At 66.6% G+C, this 22,862-nt stretch carries 18 protein-coding genes; 10 read left to right on the forward strand and 8 right to left on the reverse strand.

Annotated elements, in window-relative coordinates; genetic code table 11:
* Nucleotides 1-34 precede the first annotated feature (34 nt).
* Nucleotides 35-1,255: an IS256 family transposase gene (locus OHB26_RS32730; protein ID WP_330181113.1), complete on the reverse strand. Its 1,221-nt coding sequence runs from the start codon at nt 1,253-1,255 to the stop codon at nt 35-37.
* Nucleotides 1,256-1,711: 456 nt separating this feature from the next.
* Between OHB26_RS32730 and OHB26_RS32735 the strand changes: the two genes are divergently transcribed.
* Together OHB26_RS32735 and OHB26_RS32740 are read left to right on the forward strand one after the other, a co-directional pair.
* Nucleotides 1,712-3,097, forward strand: a complete 1,386-nt coding sequence (locus tag OHB26_RS32735; RefSeq protein ID WP_330181114.1) for an NAD(P)/FAD-dependent oxidoreductase — start codon at nt 1,712-1,714, stop codon at nt 3,095-3,097.
* A 285-nt stretch (nt 3,098-3,382) separates the two neighbouring features.
* Nucleotides 3,383-4,327, forward strand: coding sequence for a toprim domain-containing protein (locus tag OHB26_RS32740; protein ID WP_330181115.1), 945 nt, complete (start codon nt 3,383-3,385; stop codon nt 4,325-4,327).
* Here the strand turns inward: OHB26_RS32740 and OHB26_RS32745 are convergent, their stop codons facing one another.
* Entirely contained in the window at nt 4,328-4,696 is a 369-nt protein-coding gene (locus OHB26_RS32745) for an MmcQ/YjbR family DNA-binding protein (protein ID WP_330181116.1), read from the reverse strand.
* Nucleotides 4,697-4,748: 52 nt separating this feature from the next.
* Nucleotides 4,749-5,348 carry a helix-turn-helix transcriptional regulator gene (locus tag OHB26_RS32750; protein WP_330181117.1) on the reverse strand — a complete coding sequence of 200 codons (600 nt, stop codon included), beginning with the start codon at nt 5,346-5,348 and terminating at the stop codon, nt 4,749-4,751.
* 269 nt (nt 5,349-5,617) lie between these two features.
* On the opposite strand from OHB26_RS32750, the gene OHB26_RS32755 reads away from it, so the two are divergent.
* Together OHB26_RS32755 and OHB26_RS32760 are read left to right on the forward strand one after the other, a co-directional pair.
* Nucleotides 5,618-6,367 carry an acyl-[acyl-carrier-protein] thioesterase gene (locus OHB26_RS32755; protein WP_442943055.1) on the forward strand — a complete coding sequence of 250 codons (750 nt, stop codon included), beginning with the start codon at nt 5,618-5,620 and terminating at the stop codon, nt 6,365-6,367.
* Between the two features lie 91 nt (nt 6,368-6,458).
* Nucleotides 6,459-7,136 carry a CPBP family intramembrane glutamic endopeptidase gene (locus OHB26_RS32760; RefSeq protein ID WP_330181119.1) on the forward strand — a complete coding sequence of 226 codons (678 nt, stop codon included), beginning with the start codon at nt 6,459-6,461 and terminating at the stop codon, nt 7,134-7,136.
* Here OHB26_RS32760 and OHB26_RS32765 read toward each other — a convergent pair.
* The 3 genes from OHB26_RS32765 to metH all read right to left on the reverse strand — a co-directional run bounded on the left by OHB26_RS32765 (nt 7,120) and on the right by metH (nt 13,263).
* Nucleotides 7,120-7,806: an HAD family hydrolase gene (locus tag OHB26_RS32765; RefSeq protein WP_330181120.1), complete on the reverse strand. Its 687-nt coding sequence runs from the start codon at nt 7,804-7,806 to the stop codon at nt 7,120-7,122. The genes OHB26_RS32760 and OHB26_RS32765 overlap by 17 nt on opposite strands.
* Nucleotides 7,807-7,889: 83 nt before the next feature.
* Nucleotides 7,890-9,599 carry a serine/threonine-protein kinase gene (locus OHB26_RS32770; protein WP_330181121.1) on the reverse strand — a complete coding sequence of 570 codons (1,710 nt, stop codon included), beginning with the start codon at nt 9,597-9,599 and terminating at the stop codon, nt 7,890-7,892.
* Nucleotides 9,600-9,684: 85 nt separating this feature from the next.
* Nucleotides 9,685-13,263, reverse strand: a complete 3,579-nt coding sequence (gene metH / locus OHB26_RS32775; protein WP_330181122.1) for a methionine synthase — start codon at nt 13,261-13,263, stop codon at nt 9,685-9,687.
* 199 nt (nt 13,264-13,462) lie between these two features.
* Here metH and OHB26_RS32780 point away from each other — a divergent pair, with 199 nt between their 5' ends.
* Together OHB26_RS32780 and OHB26_RS32785 are read left to right on the forward strand one after the other, a co-directional pair.
* Entirely contained in the window at nt 13,463-14,356 is an 894-nt protein-coding gene (locus OHB26_RS32780) for a PAC2 family protein (protein WP_330181123.1), read from the forward strand.
* A 68-nt stretch (nt 14,357-14,424) separates the two neighbouring features.
* Nucleotides 14,425-17,007 carry an AMP-binding protein gene (locus OHB26_RS32785; RefSeq protein ID WP_330181124.1) on the forward strand — a complete coding sequence of 861 codons (2,583 nt, stop codon included), beginning with the start codon at nt 14,425-14,427 and terminating at the stop codon, nt 17,005-17,007.
* On the opposite strand, the gene OHB26_RS32790 is transcribed toward OHB26_RS32785, so the two are convergent.
* Complete coding sequence (locus tag OHB26_RS32790) at nt 16,983-17,288, reverse strand: hypothetical protein (protein WP_067562883.1); 306 nt, start codon at nt 17,286-17,288, stop codon at nt 16,983-16,985. The two genes, OHB26_RS32785 and OHB26_RS32790, sit on opposite strands and share 25 nt — an antisense overlap.
* Nucleotides 17,289-17,438: 150 nt before the next feature.
* Between OHB26_RS32790 and OHB26_RS32795 the strand changes: the two genes are divergently transcribed.
* Nucleotides 17,439-18,671, forward strand: a complete 1,233-nt coding sequence (locus tag OHB26_RS32795; RefSeq protein ID WP_330181125.1) for a helix-turn-helix transcriptional regulator — start codon at nt 17,439-17,441, stop codon at nt 18,669-18,671.
* Between the two features lie 243 nt (nt 18,672-18,914).
* Nucleotides 18,915-19,682: a DUF2127 domain-containing protein gene (locus OHB26_RS32800; RefSeq protein WP_330181126.1), complete on the forward strand. Its 768-nt coding sequence runs from the start codon at nt 18,915-18,917 to the stop codon at nt 19,680-19,682.
* 3 nt (nt 19,683-19,685) lie between these two features.
* Here OHB26_RS32800 and bla read toward each other — a convergent pair whose 3' ends face one another.
* A complete protein-coding gene (gene bla, locus OHB26_RS32805) occupies nt 19,686-20,564 on the reverse strand; it encodes a class A beta-lactamase (RefSeq protein WP_442943056.1) in 879 nt (292 codons plus the stop codon).
* A 238-nt stretch (nt 20,565-20,802) separates the two neighbouring features.
* Between bla and OHB26_RS32810 the strand changes: the two genes are divergently transcribed.
* Together OHB26_RS32810 and OHB26_RS32815 are read left to right on the forward strand one after the other, a co-directional pair.
* Nucleotides 20,803-21,678 (forward strand): LysR family transcriptional regulator, encoded by an 876-nt coding sequence (locus OHB26_RS32810; protein ID WP_330185852.1) that lies wholly within the window; start codon nt 20,803-20,805, stop codon nt 21,676-21,678.
* A complete protein-coding gene (locus OHB26_RS32815) occupies nt 21,675-22,571 on the forward strand; it encodes a serine hydrolase (protein ID WP_330181128.1) in 897 nt (298 codons plus the stop codon). The genes OHB26_RS32810 and OHB26_RS32815 overlap by 4 nt, the downstream gene beginning before the upstream one ends.
* Nucleotides 22,572-22,862: the final 291 nt, after the last annotated feature.

Genomic DNA, 22,862 nt, shown 5'->3' on the forward strand with positions numbered 1-22,862 from the left:
ACTCGGTGGTCACCGCAGGATCCGAATTGTCGTGTCAGGCGGTGAGTTCGGTGGGTGCTGGTTCCTCCTGTTCGTCGGTGGGTGCCAGCCCGCGTGAGCGGGCGAGCACCTCGAGGCCGAGGTAGCGTTTGGCTTCGATCCATTCGTCGTGTTGCTCGGCCAGGACCGCCCCGACCAGGCGGATGATCGAGCCGCGGTCCGGGAAGATGCCGACCACGTCGGTGCGGCGGCGGATCTCCTTGTTCAACCGTTCTTGGGGATTGTTGGACCAGATCTGGCGCCAGATCTGTTTGGGAAACGCGGTGAACGACAGCAGATCCGCGCGGGCCCCATCGAGGTGATCGGCGACTTTCGGGAGCTTGCCGGCGAGCGCGTCGAGCATCCGATCATACTGGGCGGCAACCGATTCGGTGTCGGCCTGATCGAATACCGAGTGCAACAACGTGCGAACCCACGGCCACGACGATTTCGGGCAAACCGACATGAGATTGACCGTGTAGTGGGTGCGGCAACGCTGCCAGGACGCGCCGGGCAGGGTCGCCCCGATCGCGGCCACGAGGCCGGTATGGGCATCGGAGGTCACCAAGGCAACCCCGCTCAGCCCGCGCGCGACCAGGTCACGGAAGAACGCCAGCCAGCCGGCCTTGTTTTCCCCGGAAACCACCTGCAGCCCCAGGATTTCGCGGTGCCCGTCGGCATTGACGCCGGTCGCGACCAGGGCGTGAACGTTGACCACCCGCCCGTTCTCACGCACTTTGAGTACCAGGGCGTCCGCGGCGACGAACGTGTAGGGACCGGCATCGAGGGGGCGGGTGCGGAATGCTTCGACCTGGGCGTCCAGATCACGGGCCATGATCGAGACCTGTGACTTGGAAAGTGTTGTGACCCCGAGGGATTCGACGAGCTTCTCCATCCGGCGCGTGGACACGCCGAGTAGGTAGCAGGTGGCGACCACGCTGGTGAGGGCACGCTCTGCGCGTTTGCGGCGCTCGAGGAGCCAGTCGGGAAAGTAGTTGCCCGAGCGCAGTTTCGGGATCGCGACATCGACGGTGCCCAGGCGGGTGTCGAAGTCGCGGTGGCGGTAGCCGTTGCGCTGGTTGACGCGCTCGTCGCTGCGTTGCCCGTAGTCGGCGCCGCAGAGCGCGTCGGCCTCGGCACTCATCAAGGACTGGATGAACGTGGACAACAACCCGCGCAGCAGGTCCGGTTGCTCGGACAGTACGGCGGTCGGGTCGATAGGCTGGATATCGGTCATCGCGTGAGTTCTCCTTCGAGAGACTGTGAGAGGTCCTTCGAGGATCACGCGGTGACCACCTTGCTGTCCGGGGATTACGCCAGACTCGGCGGCAGATCAGGCCGCCAGCTCGTACACCATTCTGCTGGACTCAACCGCGCGTCGAGCGGGTAGCGGTCGGTATCCACACCGGGCAGCGCGGTACCCGCCGGAGCGGTCCGCACCACCCCTGAACCGTCCGTATCGCACACGTCTGCCCTACCCCCTGTCGCAACCATGCCGACCATTCTGGATGGCAAATCGCCCGACACGCCCGGGATACGCAGGGATTGTGGAAATTCACTATTCCTGTGCACCAACAGATTTCATGCGTCACGCCGAATGCTCGGCGCACCGCAGGTCGCGCCGGGCCGCACTCCCCGAGACCATCTGAAATACCGAGTAGCCGAATGCTCGGCGATAGCTCAGGATGTCGGTATGTCCTTTGTCAATGGTTCGGTGTCGTATTGGTTCCGTGAGCTCGCCCCCGTCGACCCCGGAGCGCCGCTGCCCGGGCACACCCAGGCGGATGTGTGCATCATCGGAGCTGGATACACCGGGCTGTGGACGGCGTACTACCTCAAAAAGGCGCAACCGGACCTGCGAATCGTGATCCTGGAGAAGGAGTTCGCCGGATACGGAGCCTCCGGACGCAATGGCGGCTGGGTTGTCGGAGAAATAGCGGGATCGGCCGAGGTGTATGCGCGCACCCACGGCCGCGAGGCCGCGGTGCGCCTGCAGCGCACCATGTTCGACACGGTCGAGGAGATCGTGAACGTCACCGCGGCCGAGGGCATCGACGCCGATGTGGTCAAGAGCGGGCAGCTGACCGTGGCCCGCAACAGCGCACAGCAGACCCGGCTCGGCGACACCCTGGCGCACGCGCGCGAATGGGGCTGGGGCGAAGACGATCTCATGACCGTCGGCACCGACGAGCGAATCCGCATCGCCGACGCCACCGGAGCGCTCTGGACGCCGCATTGCGCACGCGTACAGCCCGCGAAACTCGCACGCGGACTTGCCGATACGGTGCGCGCCCGCGGAGTGCGGATCTACGAGGACACCACCGTGGAATCCGTACGCCCGCGCACCGAATCCAGTACCGCCGCGGCCGTCACCGCGCGCGGCACGGTCACCGCCGATTACGTGATTCGCGCGACCGAGGGCTTCACCGCCACCTTCGGTGCGACACATCGCGATTGGCTGCCCATGAACAGTTCGATGATCGTCACCGAACCGCTGGCCGAATCGGCGTGGGAGCAGATCGGCTGGCAGCAGGCCGAACTGCTCGGCGATATGGCGCACTACTACATGTACGCGCAGCGCACGGCCGATGGGCGCATCGCCTTCGGCGGGCGCGGTAAGCCGTATCGGTACGGCAGCCGCATCGACGACGGCGGGCACACCCAGCAGTGGACCGTCGACGTCCTGCGCTCGATGCTCACCGACTTCTTCCCGGCCGCGGCCGAGACGCCGCTCGCGCACGCCTGGTCCGGGGTGCTCGCGGTCCCGCGCGACTGGTGTTCCAGTGTGGCCCTGGACCATACGACGGGTCTCGGCTTCGCGGGCGGTTACACCGGCCACGGTGTCGCGACCACCAACCTCGCCGGCCGCACCCTCCGTGATCTGGTACTTCGCCAGGACACCGAACTCACCTCACTCCCCTGGGTGAACTGGCGGGTGCGCCGCTGGGAGCCGGAGCCGCTGCGCTGGATCGGCGTACAGCTGATGTACAGCCTCTACCGCGCCGCCGACCATCGCGAGACCCGCCTGGGTCACACCTCGCGAATCGCCAAGATGGCCAACCTCATCTCCGGTCGCTGATACTCCCCCTGCCCGTGATGAAGACATCGCGGGCAGGGCCGCTCCTCCTTGCCGGTACCGAAGGCATTCCGGACCGAGTCGCGCATCCCAACGGTTGCCGGCTTCAGGTCCAAAACGCCGCATCACATGTTTTGATGCGCATATTTCCATCTACATATTCGTGCAGCGTCCGACCGACTCCCGAAGTGCACATCTGCAAGCACGATTTAGCGTGCACTCCATCGGTTTTCGCGCCGTTTGACACTCCCCTCGATCCGGGTACACCGGTATAGAGAGGACTGCGTCATGGACACCAATCGATCCTGGGACACCATCACCTCCGCCCTGAACCGGGTCTCCGGACCGGGCAGGCGCGGCGGCGATTGGACCACCTACCTCTGCCCCGTCCACGAATCCGACGGCCGTCACCACCACCCGTCGCTCGGTGTGGTCTACAACCGTTCGCGCGGGCGCACCGTGGTGCGATGCTTCGCGGGCTGCTCCGATGCCGATGTGCTGAACCGTCTCGGCCTGCGCGTCCGCGATCTCTTCGACAATCCACAGACCCCGCACCCCGCCCGACGCCAATCCCGTTCTCCCGAACCGGCATTGGCCGATCGAGCACTACAGGTCGCGGGCCTGCCCCTAGAGGTTCACAGGCGCGACCTGGGCCCGCGCCTGGCCCGCCCGCAGCGCAGGGCCACCTATATATACCGGTGGCCGAATGGCCGCCCGGCCGGTTGCGTCATCCGCGTTCACACCGCCCACCTACACGGATACGCGAAATCCTTCCGGCAGCAGCGCCGCACCGAGAACCGTTGGGAACCAGGCGGTTTCGCCCACATCCCATTCCATCTCCCCGAACTGCTCGACGCCGTCCGCACCGGCCAGGACATCTTCGTCTGCGAGGGCGAAGCGGACGTATTGACCGCCACCCGCGCGGGCCTGACCGCCACCTGCAATGCCGGTGGCGCACAAGGCTGGCACCCCGATCACGCCGCATGGCTCGCCGGTGCCCACCGAGTCTGGATCATCGCCGACCGCGACGCCCCCGGCTACCGCCACGCCGCCAAAGTCGCCCGATCACTCACCAACCTCGTCGACGAACTCCGCATAGTCCAAGCCCGCGACGGCAAGGACCTCACCGACCACTGCAACGCGGGCCACCACATCCCCGACCTCGACCCGGTCCCCCTCCTGGACGCCCACTTCCGCACACTCCTATCCCCCGGTCGACAGACCGCCCTGTGACTACGGATGGGTGGTGGAATCCAGTTGGGCCACCAGGTTTTTGGGGGCGATCAGGCGGTAGGCGTCTTCCACTATCTCGGCGATTTCGGACCAGTCGACGGGGACGTCGAGGTAGACACCGAGCCAGCCGCGGTGACCCACATAGGGCGGGCGGAAGTAACGGACCGGGTAGGCGGTGACCAACTCCTCCTGGACGCCGGGCGGGGCCGCGCACCAGAAGCCGAGGCGGTCGTCATGGTGGTGGTCGGCGAACATGACGAAGGTCTTCTTACCGCGCACGAACCAGGTCGGTTCGCCGTGGCTGAGGCGTTCGGTGACCTCGGGCAGGGCGGTACACAGGGCACGCAGGGATTCGACGGGTTCACCCATGCCCGAAGGCTAATCGGTCAGCTCGGGCGCGGACTTGTACGAATGGGAAGCGTTATGAAACGGGGTCGCGGCTTGCCGCGGTGGGGTCGGCCAGGGCCCGCTGATATCGGCCGATCAAGGTAAGCAGGGCCGCGGCCAACTCCGGGGACTCGACGATCTCGAAGTCGGCGTCGAGCATGCCCAGGTAGCGGGCGAGTTGTTGCGGGTCGTCCGAACCGGGTTCGAAGGCGCAGCGGTTCTCCCCCAATGATTCGACATCGACCTGGATCGGAAGACGTTGCCGCACATGCGATGCCGGCGCGTGCACGATCACTCGGGCCCGGAATCGCCAAACAGACTCGCCCACAGCGCGTTCCACGCGGGTGGCGATATCCGCGTCGGGCGGCATGGCGCGCGGGGTGAAGCGCGAGCCGGCGGGGGTGCGCGGGTGGATCCGGTCGACTCGGAAGGTGCGCCAATCGTCGCGTCCCAGATCCCATGCCAACAGGTACCAGCGTTGCCGCAGGCTGACCAGGCGATACGGTTCGATTTCGCGGCGGGTAGCCGCACCACCGTTCGATTCGTAGTCCAAGCGCAGGCGTTCACGATCGCGGCAGGCGGTGGCGATGACGGTGAGGACGTCGGGATCGACCAGTGGGCCGCGCGCGGGCACGGGCAGTGTGTGCTGAAAGGCGCTGACTCGATGTCGTAGCCGTGACGGCAGGATCTGCTGCAATGGTGACACGCCACCGGGCGCGGGCCGGCCTCACCCGGTCCCGCGCCCGGATCTGCATTACGCTGTTTTCATCGCGCCCCGGCATTGCCGCCGCGGCCTTTTCGCACTCCCCGCCCCGCCACTCGGATGGATGCCCCGGAGGTTTGCCGATGATGAACCAGCTCGCCGATCCACCACCGGTCCTCCCGGTGCTTTCCGACCATCCCATGCTCCGCCCGCTGGCCCCCGTCCCTGATTCGGGCCACATCTTCGATTTTCCCGGCCGTCTGGGCACCGTCGATATGGATGAGAACGAGGGCCTGCGCGTCGACGGCATCGCCCGCCACATCCAAGAGGCGGGTGTCGATCACCTGGTGCACTGCGGAGCCCTGGAATCCCACCCGCACTGGATAGTCCGCCGCACCGTCATCGACGTGATCCGCCCCATCACCTGGCCCGCGAAGCTCCGCACCCGCCGCTGGTGCTCGGGCATCTCCCCCCGCTGGTGCACCATGCGCGTCCGCATCGACTCCGACTCCGGCGGCCGCATAGAAACCGAAGGCTTCTGGATCCACATGAACAAGGAGACGATGAGCCCGTCCAGAGTGGACGACAAGTTCTTCGAATTGATGTGCACCACAACCTCGGAACAACGCCTCCGCTGGCAACAATGGCTCACCGCACCCCTGCCCCCGGTAGCGCCCGCACTATTCCCCCTGCGCCGCACCGATATCGACCACTTCCAGCACGTAACCAATACCGCCTACTGGCACGCGGTACACGAATTCACCACGGAAGCCACCGATCTCACCGCCTCCCCGCACCGCTTCATCCTCGAGTACAACAAACCCATCCGCCACGGCGAACCCCTCACCATCCACACCCACCGCACCCCCGAAGCCCAAACCCTCTGGTTCACCATCGACGGTGACGTCCGCGCGGTAGCCCAACTCCGCTCCCTCCCGAACGTTCCCTGACCACGCGTGTCGGTGCGGTGGGCGAACGGCGCAGCGGTGGCGCCGATGCACCCGGTCAGCGCGTTCGCCGTGCGGAACCTAGGGTGTGGGCATGAGGATTCGACCCTGGCGGCGGGTGTATCTGGCGGCCGAGTACGGAGCGCTCTTCTTCGGTGGGACAACCGTTTACAACGCGTTTCTGCGTGGGAAGTCGCCGATTCCGGCGCTGCTCGCGCTGGGGGCGGGTGCAACCCTCTATCTGCGGCGGTCCGCCGATTTCGACCGGGCCGCACTGTGGCGCACGGAAGCGCTGCGCGGTCAGGGCCGGTCGATGGCGACCTTGGCCGGGGCCAGCGCGCTCGCGCTCACCGCGGCGGTCGCGGTGCGGCGGCGGGAGGATCTGTTCGATCTGCCGCGCCGCAACCCGGGGATCTGGTTGGCGGTGCTGGTGCTGTATCCGGCGCTCAGCGTATACCCGCAGGAGTTGATCTTCCGGTCATTCCTGTTCCACAGGTACGCACCGGTTTTCGGCACGGGGCCGGGCATTGTGGCCGCCAGTGCGGCGGCCTTCGGATACGTGCATATCGTCTTCGGCAGCTGGTTCTCGGTCGCCGCCAGCGGGGTGGGCGGGTGGATTTTCGCCACCCGCTACCTGCGGAGCCAGTCCCTGTTCACCGCGTCGGTCGAGCATTCGGTGTACGGAATCCTCATCTTCACGGTCGGATTGGGCCGCTACTTCTATCACGGGGCCGTACCCCCGGCACACGCTCAGCTCAACGGGCGAGGATGAGACCGAGCAATTCATCGTGGGTCAGACCGACCAGCGATTCCCGGAAGGTGCGGCCCGGAGCCTCGGGAACCGCTATCTCACAGGGGATTACCAGGACATTGCAGCCCGCCAGGGCGGCGGCCTCGGCACCGGTGGGCGAATCCTCGATGGCCACGGTATGTTCCGGCGCGACACCCAGCAGCTCGGCGGCGCGCAGGTAGACATCCGGTGCGGGCTTGCCCTGCGGCACTTCGTCGGCGCAGACGGTGGCACCGAAGTGGTGCCTACCCAGGGTGTCCAGTCCGTACTCGGTCAGCGACCGCTTGGTATTGGTGACCAGCGCCATCGGGATACCCGCCGTATGCAGGGTGGACAGCACATCCTGCGCGCCCGGCCGCCACGGCACCGGATCCTGGAACAGTTCGATGATGCGCCGCTCGATCCACTCCCCCGCGTCGTCCAATGCCGTGGGAGTGGGATCGATCCCGAGCCCGGTGAACATGATGTGCATGGCATTCGGCCCCGAGGCGCCGATGAGCGCATGCCGCATCGCATCGTCCATCTCATGCCCCAACTCGCCCGCGAGTTCGCGCACCGCGATATCCCAGAGCTTCTCCGAGTCGAGCAGGGTCCCGTCCATATCCCACAACACCGCGTCCAACCGCGTCACCGGAACCACCACTCCTGTCATCCACTCCCACTGGCGCTCGCGAAGGCGAGGCGCTGTTCAGGGTATCGGGCCGCCCCGAGGTGACTGCGAGGCGGCGCGATCGATTACAGCCCGGAGGCCGCGATCACCATTCGGCCGCTGGAGGAATCCACCTGAATCCACCGGCTCTCGCTGTTGACCTGCCCGTTCTTCATCCGGTACGTCAGATTCACCACGGCCCGGTTGTCACCGGTCGGGGTAACCCCGCCGACGCTGACCGAGGAGATACTCCCCCAGAACTGCGAGTACGAACCGAACCCGCCGGTCTGCGCCTGATAGCTCGGCGAGAGCATGCCCCACGCACCACTGACATTGCCCGGCAGCATCCCGTAGTAACCCTGGATGAACGAGGTCACCGAGGCCGCCGAGGGCGGACCCGCCGGCGTCGTGGTCGGCGGCGCCGTCGTGGTCGTACTCGGCTTGGCGGACGTGGTCGGCGCCGGGGTCGTGGTCGGCGCCGGAGTCGTGCTGGGCGGCTGTGTGACCGGCGCCGCGCTCTGACTCGGCGCGGTGGTATCGCCCGCACCGCTGTCGGCCGGTCCGACGGCCTGTGAGGTCGCCGGACCCGGCCCCGGATTCACCGGTGCCGCAACCGAAGTCGTCCCATTGGCGTTGGGAGTCTCGCTACCCGAATTCCGGCTCACCGCGTACGCCACCACCGCGGCGATCAACAGCGCGGCGACCACACCCACGGCCACCAGCCCGAGCTGCCGCCGATTCCCGTCCCCGCCACCGAGTTTGGCCGAGAATCCAGACCCCGGCGGTACCGGCGTCCCCGGAATGGTGTTGCGAGCCGAAGGCTCGGCCATATCGATATGCACGGTCTCATCGGCGGAGTTCCCCGTCGACTGCCCGGTCCGCGAGGTGGAGAGCACCGTGGTGGGCGCCGAACCGTCCACGGCAGCACCACTTTTCACCGCTGGCAATACCTTGGTCGCCTGAATCGGCGCGGTCACCCGGCCGTCCGCGACCTCCTGGAGTCGTTCGGCCGCCTGCTCCATGGTCGGGCGATCCTGCGCCTCGGCGGCCAGCAGCTCCATCAGCACCGGCCCGAGCGCGGCGGCATGCCGGGGCTCGGGCACCTGCGCCCGCGCCACCGAATGCAGTACGGCGAGCGGATTATCGCCCTCACCGAACGGCGGCATTCCCTCCACTGCCGCGTAAAGCGTTGAACCCAAAGCGAATACATCCGACGGCGGCTCCGGATTCTCCCCGCGCGCCACCTCCGGCGACAGATACGCGGGCGTCCCGGCGAGGAATCCGGTGGAGGTCACCGTCACATCACCGATGGCACGCGAGATGCCGAAGTCGGTGATCTTCACCGTCCCGTCATCGGCCACCAGGATATTGGCGGGCTTCACATCCCGGTGCACGATTCCGGCCTTGTGCGCGGCCGCCAGCGCCGCCGCCACCTTGGCCCCGATCCGCGCCACCTCGGTGGGTGCGAGATTGCCCTTCTCCCGCATGAGCGCCGCCAGCGAGACGGCGTCGACGTACTCCATGACCAGCCAGGGCTGGCCGTCCTCCTCCGCCACGTCGAAGACTGTGACCGCGTTGGGATGGTGCAGCCGTGCCGCGATACGACCCTCCCGCATCGCGCGCATCTTGGCCTCGATCGCCTGCGACCGGGTGAGCCCCGGTCCCAACAGCAACTGCTTGACCGCGACGGTGCGCCGCAGTCGAACATCGGTCGCGCGCCACACGACCCCCATCGCACCGGTGCCGATCGGATCCGTTAGTCGGTACCGCCCCGTAATCAGCCGGTCTGATGTCATGTGGTTGTGCCCCTCCTGCTGGCTTGTCGCACCGAGCCACCCTGCAACATTGCGCGACAAGCCCGACTGAACCCTTGTGCGAATCTTAGGCGTTGAAGTACTTCGCCTCCGGGTGCAGCAGTACGAACGCATCCGTCGACTGCTCCGGATGCAATTGCAACTCCTCCGACAGCTCTACTCCGATCCGGCCCGCGTCCAGCAGGTCAACGAGTTTCGCTCGGTCTTCCAGGTTGGGGCAGGCACCGTATCCGAACGAGTACCGAGCGCCACGGTAGCCGAGATTGAAGTACTCGAGCACATCGGTCGGGTCGTCATCGGCGACGGAATGTCCTTCCAGTACGAGCTCTTCCCGGATGCGGCGATGCCAGAACTCGGCGAGGGCCTCGGTGAGCTGGACGCCGATACCGTGAACTTCGAGGTAATCACGGTAATTGTCCTGGGCGAACAGCACATTCGCGAAGTCGGCGATGGGCTGGCCCATGGTGACCAGCTGGAACGGCAGCACATCGACCTGACCGGTCTGTACGGCCAACTCCCGTGAACGGATGAAGTCGGCGATGTTCAGGAACCGGTCCCGCTGCTGACGCGGGAAGGTGAACCGATACCGTTCGGGCGCATCGGGTTTCGGCTCGGTGAGAACAATCACATCATCGCCCTCGGAGACGGCCGGGAAGTACCCGTACACCACCGCGGCATGCTGGAGCACACCCTCGGCGATCAAACGATCGAGCCAATACCGCAGGCGCGGACGGCCTTCGGTCTCCACCAGCTCCTCATAGGAGGGTCCGTCGCCGCCGCGCTGACCGCGAAGCCCCCACTGCCCCAGGAACAGCGCGCGCTCGTCCAGCAGACCCGAGTACTCGCCGACGGACAGGCCCTTCACGATCCGGGTGCCCCAGAACGGCGGAGTCGGCACCGCCAGGTCCGCGGCGACGTCCGAGCGCGCGGGCACCTCGACCGGCACCTCGTTGGCCTTGCGCTCGGCGGCGATGCGCTTGGACCGTTCGTGCCGGGCTTTGCGTTCGGCGACCTTGGCCGCCTCCGCCAGGGCCTCGGGACTGTCGGGATCTGGTCCGCCGCCACGCTTGCGGGTCATGATCTGATCCATCAGGTTCAGACCTTCGAAGGCGTCGCGGGCGTAGTGCACATCGCCCTCGTAGACCTCGGTGAGATCGTTCTCGACATAGCCGCGGGTGAGCGCGGCACCGCCCAGGAGCACCGGGAACTGTTGCGCGACACCGCGCGCGTTCATCTCCGCGAGGTTCTCCTTCATGACCACCGTCGACTTGACCAGCAGCCCGGACATGCCGACCACATCGGCCTTCTTGTCCACCGCGGCATCCAGAATCGCCGAAATCGGCTGCTTGATACCGAGATTCACGACCTCGTAGCCGTTGTTGGACAGGATGATGTCGACCAGGTTCTTGCCGATATCGTGCACGTCGCCCTTGACGGTGGCCAGCACGATGCGACCCTTACCGGAGTCGTCGGTGGCCTCCATATGCGGTTCCAGGTGCGCCACAGCGGTTTTCATCACCTCGGCGGACTGCAGCACGAACGGCAGCTGCATCTGACCCGAACCGAACAGCTCACCGACGGTCTTCATCCCCGAGAGCAGCGTCTCGTTGATGATCGCAAGCGGCGGAACCTCTTTCATGGCCTCGTCGAGGTCCGCTTCCAGGCCGTTGCGCTCACCGTCGACGATGCGGCGGGCCAGGCGCTCGAACAGCGGCAGCTGCGCCAACTCCTCGGCGCGCGAGGCCTTGGACGAGGCCGTCGATACGCCCTCGAACATGGCCATCAGCTCTTGCAGCGGGTCGTAATCCTCGGTCCGGCGGTCGTACACCAGATCCAGGGCCACCTTGCGCTGGTCCTCGGGAATCCGCGCCATGGGCAGGATCTTGGAGGCGTGCACGATCGCCGAATCCAGTCCGGCCTCGACACATTCGTGCATGAACACCGAGTTCAGCACCTGGCGCGCGGCCGGGTTCAAACCGAAGGAGATATTCGAAAGACCCAGCGTGGTCTGCACATTCGGGTGCTTGGACTTCAAAAGCCGGATGGCCTCGATGGTTTCGACGCCGTCCTTGCGCGACTCCTCCTGGCCGGTGCCCAGGGTGAAGGTCAGCGTATCGATGATGATGTCGGACTCGGCCAGCCCCCAATTGGTGGTGATGTCCTCGATGAGGCGTTCGGCGATGGCGACCTTGGTCGCGGCGGTGCGCGCCTGGCCCTCCTCGTCGATGGTCAAAGCCACCACGGCCGCACCGTGTTCGGCGACCAGCGCCATGGTCTGCTGGAAGCGCGACTCGGGCCCGGCGCCGTCCTCATAGTTCACCGAGTTGATCGCGCAACGCCCGCCCAGCTGCTCCAAACCCGCACGCAGCACCGGCAATTCGGTGGAGTCGAGCATGATCGGCAGCGTCGAGGCCGTGGCCAGGCGCGAGGCCAACTCGGTCATATCGACCGCGCCGTCGCGACCCACGTAGTCCACGCACAAATCCAGCATGTGCGCGCCGTCGCGAATCTGATCCTTGGCGATATCGAGGCACTTCTGCCAATCCTGCGCCAGCATGGCATCACGGAATGCCTTGGAGCCGTTGGCATTGGTGCGCTCACCGATCATCAGCACCGAGGAGTCCTGTTCGAACGGCACCTGGCTGTAGATCGAGGACACCGAGGGTTCGTGCACGGGCTCACGCACCGCGGGCGTCGTGGTGCGCACCGCTTCGGCGACCTGTCGAATGTGCTCCGGTGTCGTACCGCAGCAGCCGCCGACCAGCGCCAGACCGAACTCGGAGACGAAGCCGCTCAACGCGATCGCGAGCTCTTCGGGCGTGAGCGGGTACTCCGCGCCATGCGCGCCGAGCACCGGCAGACCGGCGTTGGGCATGACCGAGACCGGCAGGTTGGCGTGCTTGGACAGATGGCGCAGATGCTCGCTCATCTCGTCCGGGCCGGTGGCGCAGTTCAATCCGATCATGTCGATGCCCAGGTTCTCCAGCGCGGTCAGCGCCGCACCGATCTCCGAACCCACCAGCATGGTGCCGGTGGTCTCCACCGTCACATGCGTGATGATCGGGATCTTGCGACCCACCCGGGCCATGGCGTGATGGCTGCCGACGATCGCCGACTTCACCTGCAGCAGGTCCTGGCAGGTCTCGACCAGGATCGCGTCCGCGCCACCCTCGAGCATGCCCATCGCGGCCTCGGCATAGGCATCGCGCAGCGAGGCATAGGGCGCATGGCCCAGGGTCGGCAGTTTGGTACCCGGCCCCATCGAGCCGAGCACATACCGAGGAGTCCCGTCCACGGACGGACCCATCTCATCGGCGACCTGCCGCGCGATCCGGGTGCCGCGCTCGGACAGATCACGAATGCGATCGGAGATGTCGTAGTCGGCGAGGTTGGGCAGATTGCAGCCGAAGGTATTGGTCTCCACCGCGTCCGCGCCCGCCTCGAAGTAGGCACGGTGAATGCTCGCGAGCACGTCAGGACGGGTTTCATTGAGGATCTCGTTACAGCCCTCGAGCCCACGGAAATCATCGAGCGTCAGATCAGCGGCCTGCAACATCGTGCCCATGGCACCGTCGCCGATGACGACACGCCGACTGAGCGTGTCGAGTAGGGTGGTGTCGAACTCGGCGCGTGGGGACACAGACATGTACTCAAGAGTAGTGGGAGCCGGGGACAATCCCGGCGTCGGACCGCTCCGAGACCCGCACGGCCCGCGCGCCGCACGGCGGGTCGGGCGTCACAGCAGTTCTCTCCGAACACTTTCGCACCAGCCAGGTGCGCCCCGCCGACCAGCACGGTTGCGCGTCGCTGGCGCGTCCGCGAGCCCAACCCCCTAAGCTGACCGGGTGAACGCCAGTGAACCCCCGGTGCCACCCGATTCGGACCTGCCTACGCTGCGGGATCCGATCCTTGTCGCCGCATTCGAAGGCTGGAACGACGCGGCGGATGCGGCGAGTGGAGCAGTCGAGCATCTGGAGTTGATCTGGGACGCGCAGCCGCTCGCCGAGCTGGACTCCGAGGATTACTACGACTACCAGGTGAACCGGCCGACCGTCCGCCAGGTCGACGGCGTGACCCGCGAAATTCACTGGCCGTCCACCATGCTCTCGGTCTGCTCGCCGCCCGGTAGCGACCGCGATGTGGTGCTGCTGCGCGGGGTCGAACCGAATATGCGCTGGCGCTCGTTCTGCAACGACCTGCTCGAATTCATCGAGCAGTTGGATGTTTCGACCGTGGTGATCCTCGGCGCTTTACTGGCCGATACCCCGCATACCCGGCCGGTTCCGGTCACCGGCACGGCCTATAACAAGGAAGCCGCCGAGCGCTTCAACCTGGAGCAGACCCGCTACGAGGGACCGACCGGAATTACCGGGGTCCTGCAGGACGCGTGCGTGCGCGCGGGTGTCCCGGCCATCTCCTTCTGGGCCGCGGTCCCGCACTATGTCTCCCAGCCGCCGAACCCCAAGGCGGTCATCGCCCTGCTGCATCGCGTCGAGGATGTCCTCGATGTCGAGGTTCCACTCGGTGGCCTGCCAGAACAGGCCGAGGAGTGGGAGGGCGCGGTCAATGAGATGACCACCGGTGATGAGGAGATCGCCGAGTACGTCCGCTCACTCGAGGAGCGCGGCGATGCCGAGGTGGATCTCAACGAGGCCATGGCCAAGATCGACGGTGATGCCATCGCCGCCGAGTTCGAGAAGTACCTGCGCAGGCGTGGCCGGGGCGGATTCGGCCTCTAGGCGTTAACTTTCGGTTCATTCGGGAGTGGCTGCAGGGAGGCAAGCCTAACCTGCCTAGAATCTCCCGAATGACTTCGCCACGGATTGCCGCGCATCTGAACGCATTCGGTGACCGATCCGCGGTCGTCGGTGGCGCGGATCACGAAGTCAGCTATGCCGAACTGGCCGCCCTGGTCTGTGAGTTCGCGAACAGACTCGGGGCGGAACAGGTTTCGGAGCGCCCGTCCGGCGAATGCCTGGCAACCGAACCCGCACCGGTGCGGCGACTCGTCGCGCTGGCCGCGCGCAATGACATCGGCTCGCTGGTGGCGTACCTCGGCGCGCTCGAAGCGGGATGCGCGGTACTGCTCACCGGTTCGGTCACCGACGAAATACTGCGCGTCTACGATCCGGATATCGTCATCGCGGCCGGTGCCGAGCCGATCCCCGAACCACGCTGGCGGCGAACCGGTTCCGCACATGAGCTGCATCCGGAGCTGGCGCTGCTGCTGAGCACCTCCGGCTCCACGGGCTCACCGAAGCTGGTTCGGCTCTCCTATCGGAACCTGCTCGCGAACGCGGAATCCATTGCGGAGTACCTGGATATCCAGGACACCGACCGCGCGGCCACCACACTCCCGTTCTTCTACTGTTACGGACTCTCGGTCGTGCACAGCTATCTGCTGCGCGGCGCGAGCCTGCTCATGACGAACCGGTCGGTGCTCGAACCGGAGTTCTGGGACGACTTCCGATCGCGGCGCGCGACATCTTTCGCGGCGGTGCCCTACACCTTCGATCTACTCGAACGCGTCGGCTTCGAGCGAATGTCCCTGCCGCACCTGCGCTATGTCACCCAGGCCGGGGGCAAGCTGGCCGCCGATCGAGTCCGGCATCATGCCCGCGCCGGGGAGCGAGCGGGCTGGCGCTTCTATGTGATGTACGGCCAGACCGAGGCCACCGCGCGCATGGCCTATCTGCCACCGCGGCTGGCGGCAGAGCATCCGGACTGCATCGGAATCCCGGTTCCCGGTGGATCTTTCCGCCTGGAGCCGGTCGAGGAGGGCGGTGACGAACTCGTCTATCACGGCCCGAATGTGATGATGGGCTATGCGCAGGCGCCGGCCGATCTCGCACTGGGACACCAGCTCACCGAGTTGCGCACCGGGGATCTGGCCTGCCGCACCGAGGATGGTCTGTACCGGGTGATCGGCCGCCGGTCCCGGTTCGCCAAGATCTTCGGTCTCCGAATCGATCTGCAGCGCATCGAATCCGGGCTGGCGGCGGCGGGTTATACGGTCTGCTGCACCGATGACGCCGAAACCCTGGTCGTGGCGGTCGCGGGAGCGGATTCGACCGCGAGCGAGGATTCGACCGCCGCGGCACAGCTCGCGGCGCAATTGTCCGGTCTGCCGGTCTCGGCGGTGCGCGTGTGCACGGTCGCGGAGATTCCGCGCCTGCCCTCCGGAAAACCGGACTATCCAGCCATCCGACACTTACCGGTCGCACCGACCGGACCGGCGGCCGATATCCGGACCCTCTTCGCCGAGGCGCTCGGACTCGCCACGGCCGCAATCACTCCCGAGCGCACCTTCGCCGATCTGGGCGGCGATTCGCTTACCTATGTGGCGCTGTCGGTGAAGCTGGATCGGGCACTGGGGCAACTGCCGACGAATTGGCAGACCATGACGGTGGCCGAATTGGAGTCGCTGCCGCGCCGAAAGCGCCGATTCGGCAGATCTCTCGATACCACCAGTCTGCTGCGCGCCATCGGCATGATCACCGTATTGGGTTCGCATATCGGACTTTTCGTACTGTGGGGTGGGGCGCACGTCATGCTGGCGGTCGCCGGATTCAACTTCGCCCGCTTCGGGGTGACACCGGCACCCGCGGCACAACGGTTGCGGAAAACGCTGCGGACCGTCGCGCTGATCGCCATACCGACCGCCCTGTGGGTAACGCTCACGTTGCCGTTCTCCAACTACTACACCTGGCAGAACGTATTGCTGCTCAATAAGATCCTCGGCCCGCAGGACAGTCCGACCGCCGGTCACCTGTGGTTCGTCGAGGTGGCGGTCTACTTCATGCTCGCGGGTGCGCTGCTGCTGCGTCTGCCCCTGGCCGATGCGCTCGAGCGCCGTGCGCCCTTCTGGTTCGCCATGGCCGTCCTCGCGGGAGCGCTCATCCTCCGCTACCGGTCATTCGATCTCTATGCCTCGCACGATATTCCGTTCTCACCCCTGGCCGTATGGTTCTTCGTCCTGGGCTGGGCGGCGGCCAAGGCCACGGCGGTACGACAGCGCGCGCTGCTCACCGCGATCGCATTGCTCACCGTGCCAGGCTATTTCGGCGAGACCAACCGCGAGCAACTGGTGCTGGCCGGACTACTGCTGCTGATCTGGGTGCCGTCGGTGCGCGTGCCCGCGCTCATCGCGGGCGCGACCGCGCTGTTGGCGGACGCGTCACTCTTCGCGTATCTCCTGCACTGGCAGGTATATCCGCTCTTCGGCACCCATCACCTGGTGGCGCTGGCGGCCTCGGTCGCGGCTGGAATCGCGGCCGCGCGAATGCTCACCCTGGCCCGCGGGATGGTGGCCCGCGGTACCCGTCCGTCAATATCATTGGAAGCCGACCGGTTCGTCGGAAAGGATCAGTGCTCTACGGCCCAGATCTGAGCGGCCGCCTCATGAGCCAGTTTCGCGATCAACAGATCGCGTGGAATTGTCTGGCCCGCAAGATGATCGAGTGACGGCACCACCACATGGTGTGCATCGGCACGCTTGAGTTCGGCGGTCAACTCCGCGAATGCGGTGCCGTCGCCGGGAGTCGATTCATGGAACGTTGCGGCGAAACAGAACCCGGCCGACTGCGCCAGGCTGGTCATAGCGTCCTCGAGCTCATCGCTACGGCCGTCTGCCAAATCGTCACGCACGTACCCATAGATCAACGCTTCCACCCGAACCTCCGTTGGATTGGGGATCGCTGTCCTGAAGTGTGCCCGAAACCAGCATGGCGTTCTCGCGGATGCAATTGCAGATGTCAACCCACTGACATTCACATGCCCTATCCGGGTCCACCAAACGTTAACCAGTGGGATACTACAGAGGTGTCCGCTGGTGACGATCGACCTGTCTGGGCTGTCCGAATGCGCGCCGAACGCGATGCTCGGGGGTGGTCACAAGCCGACGCCGTGCGCGCCATGCGGGGTAAGTCGAGCCACAATCTGCCAACCGACAGCACACTTCTGCGCAACTGGCGGCGGTGGGAATCCGGGGAGTCCCGGCCCGATGATTTCTACGCCCCCATAATCGCCGCGGCATTCGACACCGTCACTGCCGCATTCTTTCCCAAGGCTCGGCCCAATCGGGATGACGAGCTACTCTCCGCGACGGGGATGGACACCCTGGAGTTCATCGGGCGGCTTCGCATGTCCGATGTCTCCTCGGCGACCCTGGATGCCATTCGTATCACCGCGGATCGGCTGTGCTCGGAGTATCCCTGTGCGGATCCCCATGAGCTGCATACCGAGGGCACGGCCTGGCTGCGGCGAATCACCTCGCTACTGGACGGTCGACTTACGCTGGCGCAGCATCGCGAGGTGCTCGTACTCGCGGGATGGGTTGCGCTACTGGTCGGTTGCGTTGATTACGACCTGGGGTGGCGCACTGCCGCCGAGGCCACCCGGCGGGCCGCGCTCTCGCTCGGACAGGAGGCCGAACACGCCGAAATCATCGGCTGGGGCGCGGAAATGGCGAGCTGGTTCGCTCTCACCCAGGCGAACTATCGGGGGGCCATCGAGACGGCCGAGGCGGCGTATGCCGATACCGGACATCTCGGTGTCGGGGTGCAGCTGTGCGCGCAGCGCGCCAAGGCCTGGGCCCGGCTGGGCGATCGGAGTGAGGTGGAAGCCGCACTCGCCCAGGGGCGTTCGATACTGGACAGATTGGACCATCCAGCTAATTTGGACAATCACTTCGTGGTCGATCCGCAGAAGTTCGACTTCTACGCCATGGATTGCTGTCGCGTGGCCGGGGACGATCGGCTCGCGGAAAGCTATGCGCGGCAGGTGATCCTGTCCTCTACCCGACCGGACGGAACCATTCGCAAACCCATGCGGGTCTCCGAGGCGCATCTGACCCTCGCGGTCGTGGCGGTGCGCGATCGCAATCTGGAGCTCGCACTGGACGAGGGGATGCGCGCGTTCACCGGTAAACGGCGCTCACTCCCCTCGCTCATGTGGATCGCCGGTGAGACCGCGCGGGAAATGATCCAGCGTTTCCCGAGCGATCCGCGCACCCGCACCTATCTCGATCAACTGCGCGCGCTCGCGGCGGGCTGAGAACGCGGGCTGACGTAACTCGTCTCCGCGCGGCACGCTCAATCGGCATGGGAGCACGCTCAATCGGTAGGGAGTTCGCCGCACGGCCGGCGCACGGGCACGCGGTTCCCAAACGCACCTGGCCCAGACGCCCGGGGCTTCTCCGCACGGCTGAATACATGTGGCGTATGGTTCGCCGCGCACGGCTGGCGGGTGCGGCCGACGTTCACGGCGGGTGACGGACCTTCCGATTACGCTCGCGCCATGGATTTCAGTCTGTGGACCTGCGCTACCCGCGGGCACGAGACCTATGCGCCCGATGAACCCGAGCTGGCCGACCGGCTGCATGTGACAACGCCCGCCGGGGAGTCGTGGCGTTGCCTGCGGTGCGGTGACTTCGTACCGGGTGAACCGCGCGGGCGCGGCCCGGCCGATGACGCGCCCGAGGTGCCGCGCGGACATCTGCTGCGCGACCGCATCATTATGCGACTGCTCGCGGCCGAGCGTGTGATTCGCGCGCTGGTGCTGATCCTGGTGGGTGCGGGTGTTCTCAAACTCCGCGGCTCGCAGGAGCATTGGCGGGACAAATGGGGTGAGGAGCTACCGCTGATCCGCCAGCTCGCCGATCAGATCGGCTGGGATCCGGATCACTCCAAGGTGGTGCACTGGATCGACACCGCCTTCACGCTCTCCCCCACCGTGCTGATCTGGGTGGCGGTCGGCATATTCGCCTATGCCACAATCCAACTCGTCGAGGCGGTGGGCCTGTGGCTGGTCAAGCGCTGGGGCGAGTACTTCGCGGTCATCGCCACCAGCATCTTCCTGCCCGTGGAGATCTACGAGCTCACCGAGAAGGTGACGGTATTGCGCGCGGGCGCACTGCTGATCAACCTCGCCGCGGTCATCTGGCTGCTGTGGAGCAAGCGGCTCTTCGGACTCAATGGCGGCGCCCGGGCGTACTACGCCGAACACCACACGGAAAGCCTGCTGACCGTGGAGCGTTCGGCGGTAGCGGCGCAGACCGGCGCCTGAGTATCAGCCCTGACCTGTCACGCCGAGGGCTTGGACAGCCAGCCTGGTGGCATCGGCGATCATGGCGTTGTCACCCTCGGCGTGCTGGTCGGGCTTGGTGGTCTGCACGACAATGACAAGGGGTGCGTGGTTCGGGGGCCAGACGATGGCCGCGTCCAGCGCGGCGCCGTAGTCCCCGGTCCCGGTCTTGTCCGCGACGGTCCAGTCGGCGGGCACGCCCGCGCGGACGCGTTTACCGCCGGTGGTATTGGCCAGCAGCCACGACTTCAGTTGTGCGCGTTCAGGTTCGGCCAGCGCATCGCCCAGGACCAGGGTGCGGTAATCGGCGGCGAGGGCCGCCGGGGTGGTGGTGTCGCGTTCATCGCCGGGGATGGCGGTATTGAGTTCGGTCTCCCAGCGATCCAGCCGGGTGGTGGGGTCGCCGAGGGTGCGGATGGCCGCGGTGAGCCCCTCGGGGCCGCCGAGCAGTTTCAGGATCTGGTTGCCGGCGGTGTTGTCCGACAGCGTGATTGCCGCCTTGCACAGCTCGCCGACGGTCATACCGGAGTCGACATGCTTCTCGGTCTCGGGTGAATAGCTGACGAGATCGCTTGCGGGGTAGTGGATTACCTGATCGAAGAAACCGGAGGCCAGGGGGTGGGCGCGCAGGAGCGTGCCGCAGGCGACACCCTTGAAGGTCGAGGCGATCGGGAATCGTTCACCGTCGCGATAGGCGACGGACTCCCCGCTGCCGGTGTCGATCGCGTACACGCCGAGTCGCCCACCGGCTTTCGCCTCCAGGTCGGCGAAGGGCTTGGTATCGACGGGGGTTGCGGGCGCGGCGCTGGTGGTCGCGGTGGCGGTGTCCTCGGATTGGCCACCGCAGGCGGTGGTGACGGTCAACGCGCCGACGGCGAGCACCGCCGCGAGGAATCGGCGGTGCGGGAGCAGGGGGCTGAGCACGGTGGGATTCACCAGCGCAGCTCATCACCCCGAACGGCGACGGGGCCAATAGCGCACCCTCGGGCCCGCGAGTCGGAGTCGATATCGCCGCAGTTCACCCCGGGCGCTCGCGGCCGATTACCGGGCGGTGCGCATCGGTGCGCCCGGTGCGGGCAGGCGCTGCTGGTTCAATGGCGGCATGGATCTGGTCCGCCACCTTCGCTTCTTCGTCTCCGTCGCGGACGAGGGGCATTTCGGCCGGGCGGCGGCCGCCTTGGATATGACCCAGCCGCCGCTGTCCCAGGGTTTGCGCAGGCTCGAAGAGCATCTGGGAGTCGAGCTGATTCATCGCACCCGGCAGGGTGCGATGCTCACCGCGGCGGGAACACAGCTGCTGCCGCGCGCCCGGCTGCTCGTCGACGATGCCGAGCGGCTGCTGGCCGAGGCGCAGCGCATCGCGCATGCGCGCGGGACCGTGGCCTGGGGTGCGATCAGCGCGCTGCCCGATCGGATGGTGACCGGATGTGTCACCGCGCTGCGGGCGATGAGCGGGCCGGGTACGGCGGTGGCCACGACGATCGCGAACACCGTCGACCTGGTGGCCGATGTGCGGGCCGGGGTGTGCGAGGTGGCGGTGATCGAGCATCCGGCACTGGTGGACGGTGTGGATGTCGGTCCGGTCATCAAAGTGCCGCGCTGGCTCGTGGTTCCGGCCGATCACCGCAGCGCCGAGGCCGAGCGGCCCACGCTGCCGATGCTCACCGGGCTGAGCTTCGCCCATTCGCCGCGCGCGGCGAATCCGCCCGCCTTCGATACCGTCGTGGACCTGTTGCGTGAGCGCGGCCTCGATGCCGACACCGTCACCGCGCGGGACGATCGTGCCGTGCTCGCGGCGGTCGCCGCCGGAACCAGCTTCGGTCTCACGGCGACACCGCCGACGGAGACTCCGGGCGTCACCTGGCTGCGTCTGGCACCGCAGGCGATCGCATTGCGGCTCAGGGTGATTCACCGTCCGGGCGGGAACGCGCAGGCGGATGCGGTGGATCGGGTGCTGTATCGCGAGCGCCTGCGATGAGCAGCGCCGCGGACCGCATCCGCGCCGTCTTCGCCGATGCCGGATGCAGTGGCTGGCTGCACGCCCGCCGCTGCGCCGACCCCGCCACCGAGGTCGCGGTGGACGCGCACGAACGCGTGGTGACCGCCTCGGTCTACAAGCTCCCCCTCTTCGTCGCCTTCTGCCGCAGCGTCGATGCCGGGCGCATCGACCCCACCGCGCGCCTCACGGTCACCCCGTCGGAGTGCACACCCGGCCCGACCGGCATTGCCGCACTGCATGATCCGGTCACCATGAGCTGGCGTGACCTGGCCACCTCGATGATGACGGTCTCCGACAATGCCGCCGCCGATGTCCTGCTCGGCGAAATCGGCTTGGGCCCGGTCGAAGATCTGGTCCGCGACCTCGGCCTGCACGAAACCCGCATTGTCGGCGGCACCGCCGATCAATACGAAAGCCTGGTCCGCGATACCGACACCCCCAGCACCGCAGCCGCTTTCGCCACCCTCGCCGACAATGACGAAGCCTGGTCCATCGCCGCCTACGACCCCACCTACGCCAGCGCCACCACCCCCGAGGAGATGACCCGCTTCCTCTCCGCCCTCTGGACCGGCGCCCTGATCTCCCCCGGCCAAACGGATTTCGTCCGCGCGGTCATGCGCAACCAGGTCTGGCCCCACCGCATCGCGGCGGGCTTCCCCTACCGCGGCGTCTCCGTAGCGGGCAAGACCGGCACCGTCGGCATCATCCGCAACGAGGTCGCCGTCGTCGAATTCCCGGACGAATACCCCGTAGCCGTAGCGGTTTTCACCCGAGCCGCCCGTGCCGACCCGGTCCTACCCGCCGTCGACGCCGCCATCGCCGAGGCCGCCCGCATAGCCGTCACCGAACTACGCCGCCCACTCCCGGAGTAGGCCCCCACGGTCGCCACAGCGCATCAACGATCAACCACCGCACGCGGTGCATGGGCCACGGTGTCATCGATCAGGCACCCGAGCAGGTGGTCCCTCGCGTACTGGATTTCCTCGCACGGCATGATCACTCCGACATCGCGCTGTAGGGGATCACTTCCTCGGACGTCCAGGCCGTCCGACGCGTCCGGCATCCGGATCCGCGCGGCCGACCTGGGGTTGGCGCGCCGACACTCGCCGCGATTCCGAACCGGTCGGCGGAGAGTACTACTCTTCTCCGGTGACCGAGTCCGC

This window comes from Nocardia sp. NBC_01503 (assembly GCF_036327755.1).
Classification (GTDB): Bacteria; Actinomycetota; Actinomycetes; order Mycobacteriales; family Mycobacteriaceae; genus Nocardia.

Bases quoted from the DNA above. Each gene is read 5' to 3' on its own strand.
- OHB26_RS32735 (WP_330181114.1), top strand. From the start codon at position 1,712: ATGTCCTTTGTCAATGGTTCGGTGTCGTATTGGTTCCGTGAGCTCGCC.
- OHB26_RS32765 (WP_330181120.1), bottom strand. From the start codon at position 7,806: ATGACAGGAGTGGTGGTTCCGGTGACGCGGTTGGACGCGGTGTTGTGG.
- OHB26_RS32810 (WP_330185852.1), top strand. From the start codon at position 20,803: ATGGATCTGGTCCGCCACCTTCGCTTCTTCGTCTCCGTCGCGGACGAG.
- OHB26_RS32730 (WP_330181113.1), bottom strand. From the start codon at position 1,255: ATGACCGATATCCAGCCTATCGACCCGACCGCCGTACTGTCCGAGCAA.
- OHB26_RS32770 (WP_330181121.1), bottom strand. From the start codon at position 9,599: ATGACATCAGACCGGCTGATTACGGGGCGGTACCGACTAACGGATCCG.
- OHB26_RS32740 (WP_330181115.1), top strand. From the start codon at position 3,383: ATGGACACCAATCGATCCTGGGACACCATCACCTCCGCCCTGAACCGG.
- OHB26_RS32800 (WP_330181126.1), top strand. From the start codon at position 18,915: ATGGATTTCAGTCTGTGGACCTGCGCTACCCGCGGGCACGAGACCTAT.
- OHB26_RS32815 (WP_330181128.1), top strand. From the start codon at position 21,675: ATGAGCAGCGCCGCGGACCGCATCCGCGCCGTCTTCGCCGATGCCGGA.
- OHB26_RS32760 (WP_330181119.1), top strand. From the start codon at position 6,459: ATGAGGATTCGACCCTGGCGGCGGGTGTATCTGGCGGCCGAGTACGGA.
- OHB26_RS32755 (WP_442943055.1), top strand. From the start codon at position 5,618: ATGCTCCGCCCGCTGGCCCCCGTCCCTGATTCGGGCCACATCTTCGAT.
- OHB26_RS32745 (WP_330181116.1), bottom strand. From the start codon at position 4,696: ATGGGTGAACCCGTCGAATCCCTGCGTGCCCTGTGTACCGCCCTGCCC.
- OHB26_RS32785 (WP_330181124.1), top strand. From the start codon at position 14,425: ATGACTTCGCCACGGATTGCCGCGCATCTGAACGCATTCGGTGACCGA.
- metH (WP_330181122.1), bottom strand. From the start codon at position 13,263: ATGTCTGTGTCCCCACGCGCCGAGTTCGACACCACCCTACTCGACACG.